The 15,403-nt window shown below is 68.9% G+C and carries 21 protein-coding genes; 14 read left to right on the plus strand and 7 right to left on the minus strand.

What is annotated here, in order from left to right; genetic code table 11:
* From ACIQR3_RS00005 to ACIQR3_RS00020, 4 genes are all read right to left on the minus strand, one after another.
* Nucleotides 1-230: hypothetical protein (locus ACIQR3_RS00005; RefSeq protein ID WP_403532228.1), on the minus strand; the 230-nt coding region annotated here is incomplete at its 3' end.
* A gap of 475 nt (nucleotides 231-705) precedes the next feature.
* The gene (locus ACIQR3_RS00010) at nucleotides 706-1,005 is read right to left on the minus strand and encodes a hypothetical protein (protein ID WP_403532229.1); all 300 of its coding nucleotides are present in this window, start codon (nucleotides 1,003-1,005) and stop codon (nucleotides 706-708) included.
* Nucleotides 1,006-1,009: 4 nt separating this feature from the next.
* Complete coding sequence (locus tag ACIQR3_RS00015; RefSeq protein WP_403532231.1) at nucleotides 1,010-1,306, minus strand: hypothetical protein; 297 nt, start codon at nucleotides 1,304-1,306, stop codon at nucleotides 1,010-1,012.
* Nucleotides 1,299-1,847, minus strand: a complete 549-nt coding sequence (locus ACIQR3_RS00020; protein ID WP_403533891.1) for a bifunctional DNA primase/polymerase — start codon at nucleotides 1,845-1,847, stop codon at nucleotides 1,299-1,301. Before ACIQR3_RS00020 ends, ACIQR3_RS00015 begins: the two co-directional genes overlap by 8 nt.
* A gap of 342 nt (nucleotides 1,848-2,189) precedes the next feature.
* On the opposite strand from ACIQR3_RS00020, the gene ACIQR3_RS00025 reads away from it, so the two are divergent.
* Nucleotides 2,190-3,503: a hypothetical protein gene (locus ACIQR3_RS00025; protein WP_403532233.1), complete on the plus strand. Its 1,314-nt coding sequence runs from the start codon at nucleotides 2,190-2,192 to the stop codon at nucleotides 3,501-3,503.
* A 29-nt stretch (nucleotides 3,504-3,532) separates the two neighbouring features.
* Here the strand turns inward: ACIQR3_RS00025 and ACIQR3_RS00030 are convergent, their stop codons facing one another.
* Nucleotides 3,533-4,465 carry a phosphotransferase gene (locus ACIQR3_RS00030; RefSeq protein ID WP_403532235.1) on the minus strand — a complete coding sequence of 311 codons (933 nt, stop codon included), beginning with the start codon at nucleotides 4,463-4,465 and terminating at the stop codon, nucleotides 3,533-3,535.
* A 297-nt stretch (nucleotides 4,466-4,762) separates the two neighbouring features.
* Nucleotides 4,763-5,038 carry a hypothetical protein gene (locus ACIQR3_RS00035; protein WP_403532237.1) on the minus strand — a complete coding sequence of 92 codons (276 nt, stop codon included), beginning with the start codon at nucleotides 5,036-5,038 and terminating at the stop codon, nucleotides 4,763-4,765.
* 259 nt (nucleotides 5,039-5,297) lie between these two features.
* On the opposite strand from ACIQR3_RS00035, the gene ACIQR3_RS00040 reads away from it, so the two are divergent.
* From ACIQR3_RS00040 to ACIQR3_RS00060, 5 genes are all read left to right on the plus strand, one after another.
* Entirely contained in the window at nucleotides 5,298-5,561 is a 264-nt protein-coding gene (locus ACIQR3_RS00040) for a CopG family transcriptional regulator (RefSeq protein ID WP_403532239.1), read from the plus strand.
* Nucleotides 5,558-5,974, plus strand: coding sequence for a PIN domain-containing protein (locus ACIQR3_RS00045; protein ID WP_403532241.1), 417 nt, complete (start codon nucleotides 5,558-5,560; stop codon nucleotides 5,972-5,974). Before ACIQR3_RS00040 ends, ACIQR3_RS00045 begins: the two co-directional genes overlap by 4 nt.
* Nucleotides 5,975-6,169: 195 nt before the next feature.
* Nucleotides 6,170-6,553 (plus strand): hypothetical protein, encoded by a 384-nt coding sequence (locus ACIQR3_RS00050; RefSeq protein WP_403532243.1) that lies wholly within the window; start codon nucleotides 6,170-6,172, stop codon nucleotides 6,551-6,553.
* A gap of 96 nt (nucleotides 6,554-6,649) precedes the next feature.
* Nucleotides 6,650-7,771: a hypothetical protein gene (locus ACIQR3_RS00055; RefSeq protein ID WP_403532245.1), complete on the plus strand. Its 1,122-nt coding sequence runs from the start codon at nucleotides 6,650-6,652 to the stop codon at nucleotides 7,769-7,771.
* Nucleotides 7,772-7,903: 132 nt separating this feature from the next.
* A complete protein-coding gene (locus tag ACIQR3_RS00060) occupies nucleotides 7,904-8,095 on the plus strand; it encodes a hypothetical protein (RefSeq protein ID WP_403532247.1) in 192 nt (63 codons plus the stop codon).
* A 142-nt stretch (nucleotides 8,096-8,237) separates the two neighbouring features.
* On the opposite strand, the gene ACIQR3_RS00065 is transcribed toward ACIQR3_RS00060, so the two are convergent.
* Nucleotides 8,238-8,657 carry an ATP-binding protein gene (locus ACIQR3_RS00065; RefSeq protein ID WP_403532249.1) on the minus strand — a complete coding sequence of 140 codons (420 nt, stop codon included), beginning with the start codon at nucleotides 8,655-8,657 and terminating at the stop codon, nucleotides 8,238-8,240.
* 251 nt (nucleotides 8,658-8,908) lie between these two features.
* On the opposite strand from ACIQR3_RS00065, the gene ACIQR3_RS00070 reads away from it, so the two are divergent.
* The 8 genes from ACIQR3_RS00070 to ACIQR3_RS00105 all read left to right on the plus strand — a co-directional run bounded on the left by ACIQR3_RS00070 (nucleotide 8,909) and on the right by ACIQR3_RS00105 (nucleotide 15,392).
* On the plus strand, nucleotides 8,909-9,757 hold the full coding sequence (locus ACIQR3_RS00070) for a helix-turn-helix domain-containing protein (RefSeq protein WP_403532251.1): 849 nt from the start codon (nucleotides 8,909-8,911) through the stop codon (nucleotides 9,755-9,757).
* Nucleotides 9,758-9,766: 9 nt separating this feature from the next.
* Complete coding sequence (locus tag ACIQR3_RS00075) at nucleotides 9,767-9,958, plus strand: hypothetical protein (RefSeq protein ID WP_403532253.1); 192 nt, start codon at nucleotides 9,767-9,769, stop codon at nucleotides 9,956-9,958.
* A 159-nt stretch (nucleotides 9,959-10,117) separates the two neighbouring features.
* Nucleotides 10,118-10,864 carry an SDR family NAD(P)-dependent oxidoreductase gene (locus tag ACIQR3_RS00080; protein WP_403532255.1) on the plus strand — a complete coding sequence of 249 codons (747 nt, stop codon included), beginning with the start codon at nucleotides 10,118-10,120 and terminating at the stop codon, nucleotides 10,862-10,864.
* Nucleotides 10,865-10,977: 113 nt separating this feature from the next.
* Nucleotides 10,978-11,052: a putative leader peptide gene (locus tag ACIQR3_RS00085; protein ID WP_403533894.1), complete on the plus strand. Its 75-nt coding sequence runs from the start codon at nucleotides 10,978-10,980 to the stop codon at nucleotides 11,050-11,052.
* A 217-nt stretch (nucleotides 11,053-11,269) separates the two neighbouring features.
* Complete coding sequence (locus tag ACIQR3_RS00090; RefSeq protein WP_403532257.1) at nucleotides 11,270-12,361, plus strand: LLM class flavin-dependent oxidoreductase; 1,092 nt, start codon at nucleotides 11,270-11,272, stop codon at nucleotides 12,359-12,361.
* Nucleotides 12,362-12,410: 49 nt separating this feature from the next.
* Nucleotides 12,411-13,712 carry an ABC transporter substrate-binding protein gene (locus tag ACIQR3_RS00095; RefSeq protein ID WP_403532259.1) on the plus strand — a complete coding sequence of 434 codons (1,302 nt, stop codon included), beginning with the start codon at nucleotides 12,411-12,413 and terminating at the stop codon, nucleotides 13,710-13,712.
* Nucleotides 13,687-14,580, plus strand: coding sequence for a carbohydrate ABC transporter permease (locus tag ACIQR3_RS00100; protein WP_403532261.1), 894 nt, complete (start codon nucleotides 13,687-13,689; stop codon nucleotides 14,578-14,580). The genes ACIQR3_RS00095 and ACIQR3_RS00100 overlap by 26 nt, the downstream gene beginning before the upstream one ends.
* On the plus strand, nucleotides 14,577-15,392 hold the full coding sequence (locus tag ACIQR3_RS00105; protein ID WP_403532263.1) for a carbohydrate ABC transporter permease: 816 nt from the start codon (nucleotides 14,577-14,579) through the stop codon (nucleotides 15,390-15,392). Before ACIQR3_RS00100 ends, ACIQR3_RS00105 begins: the two co-directional genes overlap by 4 nt.
* The last annotated feature ends 11 nt before the right edge of the window (nucleotides 15,393-15,403 follow it).

The following is a 15,403-nucleotide window of genomic DNA, read 5'->3' on the forward strand; positions in this document are numbered from 1 at the left end:
ATGGCGCTGATCAGCGCCTCGATCACGTCCAGCTTCGGCTGACCGACGTTCAGGCTGAGCTCGTCCATCGACACCTCTTGGTACGACATGACCAGCTGCCACCAGAACCGCATGAGGAAGCGGCATTCCTGCGGGTCACGGTCGTCTGCGAGGCGATCGTGAACGACCCTCTGGACGCGCCGCCGCTGCTCATCGTCACGAAAGCCGTTGTTGAGGTCGGTCAGGGTCACGTCCGGACAGTAGCAACCGCGTTCGTTCACGACCCCTGAGTTAGCTCTCAAGTCCTCGCAGAGCATTCCGTTAGGAGTTCTTACGGATACCTGAAGCTCATGCCTCTCATCGAGGCGACCGGTCTATTCGACGTGGACAAGCGTGATCCCGGGGACGGAAACCCAATGGTCGTCTACGTCCGTAACCGCTGACCCGTTCCACGTTGATGCGTTAAGCCCCGCCAGCCCTGGCGCGAGCCTCCGCCAAGGGCTGGCGTTCGGGGACCGCCAGGTGGCTCCTGGCGCGAAGCGACGAGCGGAGGCGCCGGGACTGGCGCACCACAACGTCGGCCCCAAATGATCGCAGCTTCATACGCTGATGGCCCCAACGGCGCTATGGTCTGCTGCCCGTCCGGGCTGCGGCGCTGGGGCGCCGGTCCCGGCCGGGCAGCAGGCTACTGGCCGCTCAGCCACAGGAGAGAAGGCTCTGCATCGTTCAGTTCCGGGCACTGAGGTGCTGGCGTACCTCGCGCTCCTGTGCCGCAGTGCCAGCCTCAATAAGCCGTGCCAGCAGTAGTGCGGCGTCAGGGCGTACCGCGCCCAGTCGGACCAGGCCGTCGCCCCACACATTCACGTCTGCCGCGAGGCCCGGGAAGTCGATCTCCAGCCCGAGCGCCGCGAGCTGCTCGGCCAGGCTTTCGGCGCCGCGTCGAGCCTCTGCCCAACCCCGGACATAGTTCACGCCGACTGTCAGGTTCTCGGCGCGAGGGGCGATGACACCGTGCCGGTCCGTCATCAGGTCACTCCCCCGGTTCGTGGTCGGCTTCAGTAGACGGGTGCGGTACGGCCGCACTTGCCAGGGCCAGCCGCAAAAGCTCGGCCAGGTGCTCCGCCGTGGCCGGCGAGACGCGGCCTAGCTCGACCAGGCCGTGGCCGAAGGCGTTCAGGTCGGCACGCAGGTAAGGGAAGTCGCGTTCCATGCCTGCCCGGACGAGAGCGTCTCGGAGTGCGGTGGTCGCGTTTCGTGCCTCGTACCAGTGGTCCGTGTCCAGCGGTGACCAGTGCGCTGCATCGAGGTGGTGAGAAGGGTCAGGCACCGGGGACCGGCTCCTCCGGGTGGGCGGCCACCGCGTCGGCGGGGGAACTGAACTTCTCTCCGTAGCGGTCGACGCGGGCCAGCAGTTCTGCCGAGGCCCCCAGTACGGTCGCGAGGGCGATCGGGCGGCACGGGTTCGCTTCCGGGCGCCGGATCGGGGCGCGGAGCCACTCGTACCGGTCGCCGCTCAGGGGCATCGGGCCAGGCACCACGACTACCGAGTCACTGCTCAGGTACCTGTAGTCGACCGGCCTCTTGGCTTCGCGCCTGATGAAGTACGCGAACCAGTACCAACTGTTGGAGGTCAGGAAGAAGCCCACCCTCCGCGCCTTGTGGTCGATCATGACCGGTCCGTGAGGCAGGTCGTGGCGGGTCAGTTGGTCGAAGGTCTCCATCCCGAGGCGCTGTTCGACCGACACCACGTCGAAGAGTCGGCCCGTGGGAAGCATGAGCGGGAGGCGCGGGTCATCCGCCCACCGCGCTCGGCACATCACCGGGTCACTGGCTGCCGCCGACAGCCATTCGATGCCTCTCCTGGTCATCGTCTGCACGTCTTCTCACCTCGGGTCGGCTAGCCCACGGCCCCTCTGCCGCGGTGCCATCAGACTCCCGGGAACGGCGCCTACCTGGGCAGATGACGAGAGGTGACGGGGGATGACGGTCATCTTCGTGTCACGTCATCCCCTGTCGGCTCCGAGGACTCGGATGATTTGTGTTTACCACTGCCAACGGAAGCTGCAAAACGCGTAAGTTCTGATGAGGCAGGACTTCGCACCACTCCCCTTGCACAGTATGAGGAGGGAAGGGCCACGTCTCCCATCGAGCCCGTCCACGAGCGGTTACGGCAGTTCCGAGCGGAACGCGGCTGGAGTCAGCCGCGTCTGGTGCGTGAGCTACGTCGGGCAGCGACGAAGCGCGGGCATCAATTGCCGTCGGACGAGAGCGTCAAGCGGCGTATCGCTAGCTGGGAGAACGGGCACAGCACGCCGGACGGGTTCTACGGAGCGCTGATCGGCGACGTGTACGGCGTCTCCGCCCAGGAGATCGGGTTGGCAAACGGTGGCACCGAAGACTCTGCGCTCCTTGACGCTGGTTATCCGGACAGTCCGGACGCGGCTATCAGCACGGTGGAGCGGCTGTGGAGCGCGGACCTCAACCGTTATGAGCCCCTGATTCAATCGGAGGCCGCCGAACCAGCATGGAATGAAGCTTCCTTGCGGTGGCTCGTGGCCCCGGAGCCGGCTCCCCGGTCCGGGCGTCCGGGAGCGTTGCGCGTAGGGCTTGGGGACGTGGCTGCGGTGAAAACCACCGCCGACATGTTCGCTCAGCTCGATGACCGATTCGGCGGGGACCATGCCCGTCGGTCCGTGATCCAGTACCTCAGCAACGATGTCGTTCCCCTGCTGCGCGGCAGCTACAGCGACGCCGTTGGAAGGGCCCTGTACTCGACCGTCGCCGAGGCCACTCTCCTGGCCGGTTGGATGTCGTACGACGCCTGCCATCACGGTCTCGCGCAGCGCTACTTCCTCCAGGCCCTCCGGCTCGCCCAGGACGCCAACGACCGGCGGCTTGCCGGAAGCATCCTCTCTGCCATGAGCCATCAGGCGACGTTTCTCGGTCGGTACACCGAAGCGGCCACGCTCGCCCGCGCTGCCCTGATGGGCATTGCTCAGGTGGCGACTCCGACGCTTCGGGCTCAGTTCCACGCGATGGAGGCCCGCGCGCTCGCCCGTACCGGCGACGTCCGCGCCTGTGAAGCGGCGTTGTCAGCGGCCATGCGTGCGTTGGCCAGCCGGAACAACGAGGAGGAGCCGGAGTGGATCACCTACTTCGATGAGGCGGAGTTGGCGGCCGAGGCCGCGCACTGCTTCCGGGACGTCAACAGCGCCAGGCGAGCCGTGGCCCACGCCGAGAACGCGATGAGCGGCAGCCACGTACGGAGTGACTTCTTCGCCACGATGGTGCTGGCCGACGCGCATCTACGTGCCGGCGACGTCGAGGAGGCGTGCAGGGTGGCTCTGGACGCGTTGGATCTCGGCGAGCATCTGAAGTCCGCGCGGTGCGTGAGCTACCTGGCTGAGTTCCGCTCGAACCTCTTCGCTGCCGGGGACAACGCGGCCTCTCGGGGCTTCGCGGAGCAGGCCCGCGAGCATCGGCTATGGGTGGCTACGGAGGCCGGTCGGGCGGCCGCTCGCTGAGTCGTTCATCGGGCGCGCAGACCGCGCGCTCAGAAGGGGCCCCATCTGTCGCGTCCTTCGCCCGTCCTGAGGGACCGCATGCGCTTCTCGAACTCGGCGGCGAAGCGCTCGCTTGTCGTCGCCTGGTGGCCGACCCACGCCACCATCATGAGTTCCCGGAAGTCGGCGAGGGTTTCGTAGCCAGGCCAGTTCATGAGGTCGAAGCCGTAGCGATGGACGAAGGTCCGGTACTCCTCCTGCGCGTGCCAGCCGTAGCGGTCGTAGTACATCGCGGTGAGAATCAGGTCCCACTCTCGCGGGGCCAGGGCGAAGCCGTCGAGGTCGATCAGTACGGCGTGTCCGTCACGGTGGCGGAGGACGTTCCCGATGTTCGCGTCACCGTGGATCAGGCCGAAGGGGAGGACGAAGTCCAAGCGGTCGTATGCCTTGCCCACCTCGGTCGCGCGCTCCTCCAGAAACTCACGGTCCCGGTCAGCGATGCCGTCCAGGGCCGTCAGGGACGCGGCCAGCTTGGCATGTGGGTCGAAGTACGGCAGGCCGAGGTGTTCGGGCTCCTCCAGCCAATGCAGGCGTTTCAGCAAGTCGGCGAGTTCGCCCAGTGTGGCGTACGCCACCTGCTCCTGGACGCTCTCCCAGAAGGTGACGATCCGCCCTCTGACAGTCGTGGGTTGGGTGACGCCTCGCGGCACTCGGTTGGCCGGGAAGTCCGACGCCTCCAGCCAGCGGGCGACGCCGACCGCGCGTTCCATCTCGGGGAGCACGGCGCGGTCTTGGGCAATGCGGACGATGATCGGGGCCGAGGACAGTCGGTACACGGCGTTCGAGCCGAGGCGGAGGAGTTCGGCGCCTGTCGGGTCGAGGCCGGCGGCGTGGCAGGCGTCACGGAGGATGGAGGTCGTGGCCTCTGCCGTGAAGGCCGTCTCATCGCCGTCTTCCGGTACGCCGTCGCTGCCCGAGATCATGGGTCCGACCTTACGGGGCGCCACCCGGGGCTGACAGGGCACCTGCGTAATGGGGACGTAATGATCTTGGCGTCGGCGGTAGGGGACGTGCTTCCGGTGCAGGTCAGATGCTTACGGCGCCGTCAGCTCCTCCGGCCTCCGGAGCCGTGTGCGCAGGTTCGAATCCTGCCGGGGGCACCTTGTAGTAGGTGCCCAAAGACCCCGCCATCAGCGGTAACGCTGAGGTCGGGGTCTTCGCGTATGTGCAGGCCTGTGCTGCCCGGAGCGGCCGCACGTCGGGGGCTTGGGCCAGCGTTCTCACGCCATGGCCCGAGCCTCCACGAGCGACCGCTGCACGTCGCCCACCAGGCCCCTGAGGCGTCCGGGCTGCACGCCCCCGTGTTCCATCCACTCGTCGAAGCGAGGACGCAGGTGCCGCGCCATTCCTGTCCCGTGACGGCGGAGCACCGAGCGATTGATCGAGATCCGTTCCTGTACCTCTCTTCGGAGATCATCGGTCCAGCCCTGTGCCCGGTACTCCTCGCCCAGAGGAGCCTTGAGAGCGGTCACCGCTTCGTCGAGGAGTGCGAGCACGTTCAACGACTTCTGTCGGGTTCGCCCTGGGGGTTGAGCCAGGTCGACAGCGCCGAGTACCGAAGGTCATACGGGCGAGCCGCGAGCGGGTGCGAGTGGGGAGGCGACCGCGACCGGCGGAAGCCCCGGCAGCGACTACGGCGCTGCGGTCCCCGCTGCGCACCCCGGCCAAGGAGGGAGCCATCCGCAGCGAGCGACTCGACGGTTCGCCGCGTCACTCCCGCCCATCAGAGGTAGGATCGGAGGTAGGATAGATAGCATGAGCGACCCTACCGGTAAGTACTCCATCACCATGCCCCGCGACATCGCCGAAGCCGCCAAGGCCCGCAGCGGCCCTTCGGGGCTGTCTGCCTATGTCGCCGCCGCCGTCGCGCGCCAGATCGAGCGGGACAATCTCAACGAGCTCATCGCCGTCGCCGAGGCCGAGCACGGGCCCATCACCGACGAAGAGATCCAGGCCCTGCGCGACCAGCTCCACCAGGCCCGTCGGCAGCAGACGCGAGGCGGGGCGAACGCCGCGTGACCCGCCCCTCCCCGGCTACTCCCGGCGGCACCCTGGTCCTGGACAGCGAAGGGCTGGCCAAGGCCGTCCTTCGTGACCGCGCCGTCACCGGCTGGCTCGCCCTCGCTCGCGCCGACGACCTGCGGGTGATCACTTCCGCGGCGACCCTGGTGGAAGTGGTCCACCCCCGGATCAACCGCCCGGCCCTGGAGTGGACCCTCTCCCGCCTCGTCATCGAACCGGTCACCGAGCCCATCGCCCGCCACGCCGCCACCCTCCTCGCCGGCGCCGGCCTGCACGGCCACAAGTACGCCATCGACACCATGCTCGCCGCCACCGCCCTCGCCGCCACCGGTCCGACGACGGTTCTCACCTCAGACCCCGAGGATCTGACCGCCTTGTGCGGCCCTCGTATCACCGTCATCAAGGTCTGAGCATCGACGCTCGCCCGCGGTACCGATCCCACCAGAAGGGACGTGACCAGGCCGCGCTTCGGCCTCGGCGCCAACGCCCGCAATGTGAGTGTTGTAGCCTCCCCGCGTGCGTCGATAAGTTCCCCCGGTCATTTCATGCCGGCCCTTCCGATGGGATTTTCCTTGAGCGGTGCCGCCGACAGTTCTGTCAAGCGTGTGGATGATTCCGAGTTCCTGGAGATGACTCAGCAGGACCCCGTCCAGGCCAGGATCCTCCGGGAGTCCCTGGAGCATCTCGCCTCGGGGCTGGGCGGAGACACTCTCAAGGAGATGGCCCAGGAGGTCGTCTCCGGACGGATGGGACTGCGGGAGGCGGCCGATGTGTCGGCGTATGCCGACCAGGCCGTGGAACAGGCGGCACCGCTCGCCGAGAAGTGGGCCTCGATGTCCGACAGCGAGCGCGAGGCCCTTGCCGCGGAGGGACAGCGACAGCTCGACGAGCAGCGTCGGGCACTCGACGAGGAGCGGCGGGCGGAGGCGGCCGAGACCAGGCCGGGTGTGAAGTCACGGCATGACGGACGCGGCTGGTCGCTGTACTGAGACGCCGCGACGTACCTGTGACCGGTGGTTGTGGCCGGCGGCCCGGCCATGAACGGGCCGGCCGGGGCGGGCGATGGGGGAGAAGTGAACTTTCGGGTGGAACCCGGTGCGATCGACGGTTTCGCGAAACTGGTGGGACGCGCGGCGGAGGGCAGCGCACAGGCCGTCTCGTACGTGGGCACGCACACGCAGATCGACAAGTCCGCGGGCGGAGAGGCCTGGGACCTGGTCGCGGGTGACCACGACAGCTATGTGAGCGAGGCCAAGAAGGCGCTGGAGAGGGTCAAGAGTGTCCTGGAGTCCTCCGGGAAGGAACTGACGGGCACGGCCAGGTACTACCGGGAGACCGACCGGAACGAGGCTGCCGAACTCGACGCGACCTATCCGGGTTCGAAGGTGTCGGACGGCGGCTCCGGGGGCGACCCGCAGGACTTCTCCGACGTGGGCGACGCGTCGGACACCTTGAAAGCGCCGGGCGGCGACAGTGACAACCCGCTCGTCAAGTACGGCTCGGGCCATGTGGACGAGTACAACATGAACCCGGTGCAGAAGACGCTGGGCAGCGCCCTGGACCTGGGCAGTCCGTCGGCGATGGCGGTGGAGGCGTCCAAGCTGCTCTTCGACTTCGACCCCTTCGCCGAGGTGACCAACTGGGTCTTCGGGGACTGGAACAAGTACAACGACTGCTCCGACGCATGGGGCAGCCTCGCGTCGTTCTGCGACACGGTGGCGGCCAACGTGCGCAAGGGCGGTCAGAACGTCGGGCTCAGCTGGGAGGGCAACGCGGCGAACGCCGCCATCGTCTACTTCGATGAGTTCAGCAAGAAGCTCGACGAGATCCAGGAGACCTTCAAGTCCCTGCAGACCTGCTACGCGCAGGCGGCGCAGCTGGCGTTCCAGTTCGCCGAGTTCCTCAAGTCGTTCCTGGTGATGTTCTGCGACCTGCTCGTCATCTGGCTGGTCAATCTCCTCGCGGCCCAGGCCGTCAACGCGATCCCCGTCGGCGGACAGGCTGCCTCGGTGGCCATGTTCGCACTGGCCGCGGCGCAGGCCATCCGGCTCATGGGGATGTGGGCCGAGGCGGCCAAGGCGTTCGACACCTTCGCGGCGGCGCTGACCGCGCTCGGCGCGGTCATGTCGGCGGCCGTCAACGGATTTTCGGCGGCGGACGGATTTCCCCAGGTGGGCAGCAGTGGCTACGACCACGCCGCCGTCTGAGGACGACTAGAACCCGGAAGGGAAGAGGGCGGTCAGGACATGAGTGTTTTCGGTGGGATCGACGGCCACGAGTTGTTTCTCTCGCGGTGCCGCACCGCGAGCGTCGGGTCGGTGCCGGTATGCCTGGGCGCCATGATCTTTTTCATCATGGAGGAGGGCTGGCACTTCAGTCTCCTGCTGTGCTGCACCCTGCCCCTGATCGCCGCCTACCTCGGCGTCCGGGGCAAGCGGGAGATCCGTACGGGGATGGCCGGTGCGGGGATCGCCCTCGCTGTCGCGACGCTGCCGTTGACGTTCGTGCTGGCGGCACTGGAAACCCCGTAGCCCGCCTTTCGCCGCGGCCCGCGGCCCGCGCGTCGGTGTCAGAGCCGTCAGTCGAGACCGCTGTGCCGGGCATCGGACCGTTTGGCCTGCCGGTCCTGCCGCAGCTGCCGCTCCTGCCGTTCCCGGCGCGCCGCTTGCCTCGTCAACCGCCCCGGCGGTGAAGGGGGAGGCCGGCGATCACGGATGTGCCGCGTGCCGGGCGGGGGCGGATGGTCCAGGCGGCTGCGAGGTTGTCGACGAGGAACAGGCCCCGGCCGCTTTCGGAGTATGTGTCGGGGTGGGTCACCGCCAGCTTGCCGTTGCCCGGGTCGGAGACGGCGAGCCAGTAGTGTCCGTCGGCGGGCCACAGGACGAGTTCGACGAGGTCCTCGTCCTCCCGGCCCATTACGCCGTGCCGGATGGCGTTGGTGACCAGTTCTGAGGTCAACAGCCTGAGGTCGTCGCCGAGATGGGGGCGGAGGGCCTGCGGCAGCGCTTCGGTGACGGCGTGCCGGGCTCGCCGTACGGAAGCGGGGTGGGCGGGGAAGCGCCAGTGGGCGGGAACGGGAGGGATTTCGGGCATGGCGAACTCCTCGGCTCTGTGGCGGGGTTGGGTGGTCGCCGGTGGCCTGCCGCCCTGGACGCGGGCACATCCCTCCCAGGGCGGACGGGCATGCTCGCGCGGTGCGCTTCCGGCATCGCGGTGTGTAACTTGCGCGATACTGACAGTAGGGCAGGGAGTGGTAAATTTTCCACGCTCTCAGGAAGATTCACCACGGAGAGGTACGCGGCCTCCGCATGCAGGCGAGCGGCCCGCCGGATGAGAGGAACGTCATGCCCCCAAGAACGACTCCCACGGAACGCCAGAAGCGACTGGGAAGTGAGCTGCGGCGCATCCGTACCGTGGCAGGGATGTCTGCGGAGTTCGCGGCGGGCCTACTGGGTGTGGACCGAGGCAAGATCTCCAACATGGAGTCGGGTGTCCGGGGAATCAACGCTGACCGCCTGCGCACCCTGGCCTGCAACTGCGGTGTGACCGACGAGGCGTACGTCGAGGCACTCGTCGAGATGACTCAGGCGAGTACTGGCTGGTGGGAGCGGTACCGAGGCATCCTGCCCCAAAGCTTGCTCGACATCGCGGAGATGGAAGGCAACGCTGTACGCATTCGCGGCGCCAACACCGTGCACGTGCCGGGCATGCTCCAGACATCCGAACAGGCTGTGGCCATCTTCCATGCCGCTGTACCCGCCCTGCCCGAGCATGAGGTCGCCCTGCGACTCGCGCTGCGTTCCGAGCGCCAGCAAGTGATCACCGGCGACACGGCGATCCCCTACGTGGCTGTCATCCACGAGGCGGCGCTGCGGATGCAGTTCGGCGGTACCGACGTGGCCCGCGCCCAGTTGGAACACCTGCTGAAGGTCTCCGAGCGGGACAACGTCACCGTGCTCGTCCTTCCCTTCAGCCACGGCTCCTTCCCAGGGTCCGGGCAGACCGTCGTCTATCTGGAGGGCCGCGTACCGACGCTCGACACAGTGCAGGTAGACAGCTCCCACGGCCCTACCTTCCTCCACGCCGAGGGACAGTTGGCGAAATACCGGGCTCAACTCGATCTGTTGGAAGATCTGGCACTGCCGCCAGAGCAGTCCCGAGACTTCATTCGTGAACTCGTTCGCCAACTGTGAGGAGCATCAGTGCCCGACATCGCCTGGGGAGATCCCTTCTGCGCCGAAGGAAGCTCCTGCTTCCGCCTCGGCACCGACACCGAAGGCAACGCCTACATAGCCGTCAACGGCCAAGAGGAGCACTACCTCACCGACTCCCTCGAAGCCCTGCGCGCCCTCATCACCGACATCAAGGCCGGCAAGGCCGATCACCTGCTGTAGGAGCTGCCGCGCTGTGGGACGCGGTCCGGGGCGGCTGGTCCCGGGCCGTGGGCCTCGTCGAGGGGGTGAGGCTCGCCCTCTCGTCCGTGCCGGAGGAATGCCCGCTTCGCGATCGGTAACCCCGGATGGAAACGCGATTCGTTCCATCAAGGAGCCTGTATGAGCGACAACGATCTCGCCGGCAAGACGGCGATCGTCACCGGAGCGGCGAGCGGGATCGGGCGGGCGACCGCGCTTCTCCTGCACGGTCGGGGTGTGAAGGTGGTCGCCGAGGACCGTGATCCCGAGGTGGGGCGGTTGGCGCGGGCGGGCATTGTTCCGCTGGTGGCCGATGTCTCGGAGGAGGGCAGTGCGGCGCGTGCCGTGGCGCTGGCCCGCGATGAGTTCGGGGCGCTGGACGTGCTGGTGAACAATGCCGGGATCATCCTCAACAAGCCCGTGGCCGAGATGAGCCGGGAGGATTTCGAGTCCGTCCTGTCGGTGAACACCGTCGGCGCCTTCCTGCACACCCGGGAAGCGTTACGGGTCATGTCCGAGCAGGGCTCGGGCGCGATCGTCAACGTCGCCTCGTACGCGTCCTTCCAGGTGTTCCCGACGATCGCCGCCTATGCCGCGTCGAAGGGGGCGTTGGCCCAGCTCACGCGCGCCTCGGCCGTGGAGGCCATTGAGCATGGGGTACGTGTCAACGCGGTCGGTTCCGGTGACGTGGTCACCAACATCCTCAACGACACGCGGCCGGACGGGCAGGAGTTCCTCGCCGAGCACGGACGTGGCACTCCCATCGGGCGGGCCGCGCAGCCGGAGGAGATCGCGGAAGTGATCGCGTTCCTGGCCTCCGACCGCGCCAGTTACCTGGTCGGCTCCGTCGTCATGGCGGACGGGGGGATGAGTATTTCGCTCTCGTGAGAACGGAGCCGGCCGACAGGGCCGTGCCCTGGGCCGGTCCGGCGGGGAGGTGGCCGTCCGCCGTGCGAGACGGCCCCTCGGCCCGTCACACCCGGTGTGTATAGTCCCGGGCCATGGAAACCGGTGTCGAGCTGGTCAAGCGCGCGCACGTCGACCTGTTGAGGGTCGCCGGCGCGCTGTGTAGCTGACCCCTGGCCCGCGCGCCCTCGCGGCGCCCCTTCCTTCCTTTCCTCTCCGCTCTTCCCTTCGGCCGTCCGGTCGTGCGCCGTCGTCGACGGCGTCCGCGCCGCCAGCGCCGGAGGCGTGATTCAACGTTGCAGCAGGACGGCCGCTTCCGGTACGTCCCTCTCGTTCCTCTCGTCCCCTCCCTCCCCTCCCCGCCTTCCGCACCCCGCTGGAGACGCCATGACCGTGCGCCTGCACTGGTTCCTGCCCACCACCGGTGACGACCGGAACGTGGTCGGTGTGACCGCCCGCGACAGCCTCCGGTCGCGGGCCACGCCCCGGCCGCCGACCCTCGGCTACCTCTCGCAGGTCGCCCGCGCCGCCGAGTCCGCCGGATTCGAGGCCGTGCTCACGCCGACCGGCAGCGACTGCGAGGACGCCTGGCTGACCACGGCCGCGCTCATCCCGCAGACCAGCCGGCTGAAGTTCCTCGTCGCCTTCCGTCCCGGCGTCATCGCCCCGCCGCTCGCCGCGCAGATGGCCGCCACCTACCAACGGCTGTCCGGGGGGCGGTTGTTGCTCAACACCGTCACCGGTTCCGACGCCGACGAGCAGCGCGCCTACGGTGACTTCCTCGCCCATGACGAGCGCTACGCCCGCACCGCGGAGTTCCTGCACCTGCTGCGCGCCGCCTGGGACGGGCGGCCGTACGACTTCGAGGGCGTCCACTACCGGATCGCGGGCGGGCAGTTGCGCAGGCCGCCGGTGCCCCGGCCGCCGGTCTTCTTCGGCGGCTCGTCGGCGGCCGCGCTGCCGGTCGCGGCGCGGTACGCCGATACCTACCTCACCTGGGGCGAGCCGCCGGCCGCCGTCGCGGCGAAGCTGGACCGGGTGCGGGAGCTGGCCGCCGCCGAGGGCCGGGAACTGTCGTACGGCATCCGGTTGCACGTCATCAGCCGGGACACCGCGGCCGAGGCGTGGGCGGAGGCCGACCGTATCCTCGCCGCCCTCGACCCGGCCGCGATCCGCGCCGCCCACGAACGGTTCAGCCGGTCGGAGTCGGCCGGGCAGCGGGCGATGGCCGCGCTGAGCGGCGGGCGCACCGACCGGCTGGAGATCCACCCCAACCTGTGGGCCGGCTTCGGCCTGGTCCGGCCCGGCGCCGGCACCGCGCTCGTCGGCAGCCATGAACAGGTCGCGGAACGCATCGAGGAGTACGCCGCCCTCGGCATCGAGCACTTCATCCTCTCCGGGCAGCCGCACCTGGAGGAGGCGATCCGGTTCGGCGAGTGCGTCCGTCCGCTGCTGACCCGTGCGACGGCCGCCGTATGACGTCGTCACGCCACATTCCACTCTCACACCGACTCCCCAAGGAGCTGTCATGACCGGCAACCTCGACAGACGGTCCGCCCTGCGCCTGTTCGGCGCGGCGGGGCTCGGCCTGGGACTGGCCGCCTGCGCCGGGCCCGGCGGCGGCTCCGGCGGTGCCGTGGGCAGCGCCTCGCCCTCCGGCGTCGCCACCTCCGGTGCCGTCGAGGGCACCGTCTCCTTCGCCCACTGGCGGGCCGAGGACAAGGCCGTCCTCGCCGGGCTGATCAAGGCGTTCGTGAAGGCCCACCCCGACGCGGGCGTCGAGCAGGACATCTCGCCGTCCGCCGACTACCAGTCCACCGCCCTGCGCCGCATCAAGGGCGCCAAGACCGGGGACGTCTTCACCGCGTTCCGGGGTGCCCAGTTCGAGCAGATCGTGAAGGCGGGCGTGTACGCGCCGCTGACCGGCACCGGGGTCGTCGACCGCTACCAGCGGGAGCTGACAGGCCCCGGCGCCGTCGGCGGCGTCCAGTACGGGCTGCCGTACCAGCTCGTCTTCAACATGCCGCTGGCCAACACCGACGCCCTGGACAAGGCCGGCCACACCAGCGCGCCGACCGACTGGGACGGCTTCCTCCAGCTCCTGGACGACCTGAAGGCCAAGGGGTACACGCCACTGGCCTGGCCGGGCGGCGACAGCGCCAACTCGGGGCAGTTGCTCAACTCGATGGTGATGAACAACGCGCCGTCCGACGACATGTTCACCAAGATCGAGTCCGGTGCGTACAAGGTCACCGACGACTGGTTCCTGACCACCCTGGAGCAGTACGCCGCCCTGCGGCCCTACTTCCAGGACCGTGCCACCGGCTCCAGCACCGACGCCGTCACCCGGCTCTTCGCCGAGGGCAAGGCCGGTCTGCTGGCCACGGGTTCCTTCCAGATGGCGGGGGTGCGGGCGCTCGGCGCCGAGTTCCCGTTCGATCTGCTCGCGCCCATCACCACCACGGCCGCCGAGGCCACGTACCAGGGCGTCTTCAACACCACCTTCATCCTGGGCGTCAACAGCGCCTCCACCGTCCAGCCCGTCGCCTACGCCTTCCTGGAATTCCTCAGCGATCCCGAGAACGCCGCCGCCTACGCCGACGGCACCGGCCAGCACGTCACCGTCGAGGGCGTGGAGTACGCCAACGACGACCTCAGGGCGGTGGCTCCCTGGCTGACCAGGAAGACGCTGCTCGCGCCCCGTTTCCAGTTCCTGAACCTCGACATCCGCAGCGCCGTGGAGAACGCGACCGTGGCCGTGGCCGGCGGGACGGAGCCGGAGCGGGCGGCCGAGGAGGCCCAGCGTGTCATCGACCAGAAGCGGTCGTAGGCGGCGCACGGCGCGGGCACTGTGGCTGTTCCCGGTGCCCGCCCTCGCCCTCTACCTGTTCTTCTTCGCCTATCCGGTCGTGCAGGCCGTGCAGTACGCGCTCACCGACTGGGACGGCTACAGCGCCGCCTACCACACCGTCGGCCTGCGCAACTTCACCGAACTGGCCACCGGCGACGACACCTTCCGCAACGCCGCCGCCAACAACCTGAAGCTGACCGTCACCGTCGTCCTCGCCCAGACCGCCCTGGCCCTGCTGCTGGCCCTGTGGCTGGTCCGCACCACCCGGGCGTCGACCCTGCTGCGGGCCGTGTTCTTCCTGCCCACGGTCCTGTCGTCGGTGTCGGTCGCCTTCGTGTGGCGGTTCGTCTACGACCCGGACGGCGGTCTGCTCAACTCCGTCCTGCGCGTGGTCGGCCTGGACCGTGCGCAGTCGGTGTACCTCGGCGACCCGGACACGGCCGTGTACTGGCTGGCCCTGACCCAGGTGTGGTTCCACGCCGGGCAGATGATGGTCGTCTTCATCGCCGGCCTCCAGGCGATTCCGAGGGAGCTGTACGAGGCGGCCGAACTGGACGGCGCCGGGCGCCTCGCCCGTTTCCGGTACGTCACCTGGCCGCTGGTCGCCCCGGCCACCGGCATCGTCGTCGCCTACACCACCGTCCAGTCCTTCAAGGCGTTCGACCTGGTCCTCGGCCTGGGCGGCAACCCGCCCGGCCCCGGCCTCGACATCCTGTCCACGCGGGTCTACACGACCTTCTCCAACAACCAGTTCGGCTACGCCGCCGCCCAGTCGCTGGTGTTCATGGCGCTGATCGCGCTGCTCACCTGGGTGCAGCGGCGGGCGATAGGGAGGGCCACGCGATGACCAGGACCGTGCTGCGCCCGGTGGCCCTGCTCGTGGGCGCCGCCGTCGTCGTACTGCCCCTGCTGGTGGTGGTGTTCGGTACGTTCAAGACGCTGCCGCAGCTGTTCGACGCTCCGCTCGCGCCGCCGACGTCACCGACGCTGGACAACTACCGCGAGGCGGTGCGGGAGGGCGGTCTGGGCGGGGCCTTCGCCAACAGCGTCGTCGTCACGGCGTGCGCGGTGACGCTGACCCTGGTGGTGGCGAGCCTGGCCGCGTTCTTCTGCGCCCGGGTGCCGGGCCGGGTGAGCTGGATCGTCTTCGGGGTGCTGGTGGCGGGGCTCGCGGTGCCCGCACAGGCGGCCATCGTCCCGCAGTACGTCCTCTTCGACCGCCTCGGCCTGACCGACAGCCTCCTCGGCCTGGTCCTCGTGGACACGGTGACGACACTGCCGACCGCCGTGTTCGTCCTCGGCGGCTTTCTGCGCACCATCCCCGGGGAGCTGTACGAGGCGGCCGAACTGGACGGCGCGTCGCCGCTGCGTGCCTTCCGTTCCGTGGCCCTGCCGCTGTCCCGGCCGGCCCTCGCCACCACCGGCATCTTCCTGTTCGTGATGGACTGGAACGACCTCCTGTACCCCCTGCTGTTCATCCGCTCCCAGGAGCACCGCACGCTGCCGCTGGCCCTGCTGGACTTCCAGGGCGAGTTCCTCACCCGGTACCCGCTGCTGTTCGCGGGCGTCGTCGTCGCCTCGGCCCCCGTGGTCGTCGTGTACGTACTGCTGCAACGCCACTTCGTGACGGGGCTGACAACGGGGGCGGTACGCGGGTGACGGGGGGTACG

The sequence above is a fragment of the Streptomyces sp. NPDC090994 genome (genome assembly GCF_044768905.1).
Taxonomy (GTDB): Bacteria; Actinomycetota; Actinomycetes; order Streptomycetales; family Streptomycetaceae; genus Streptomyces.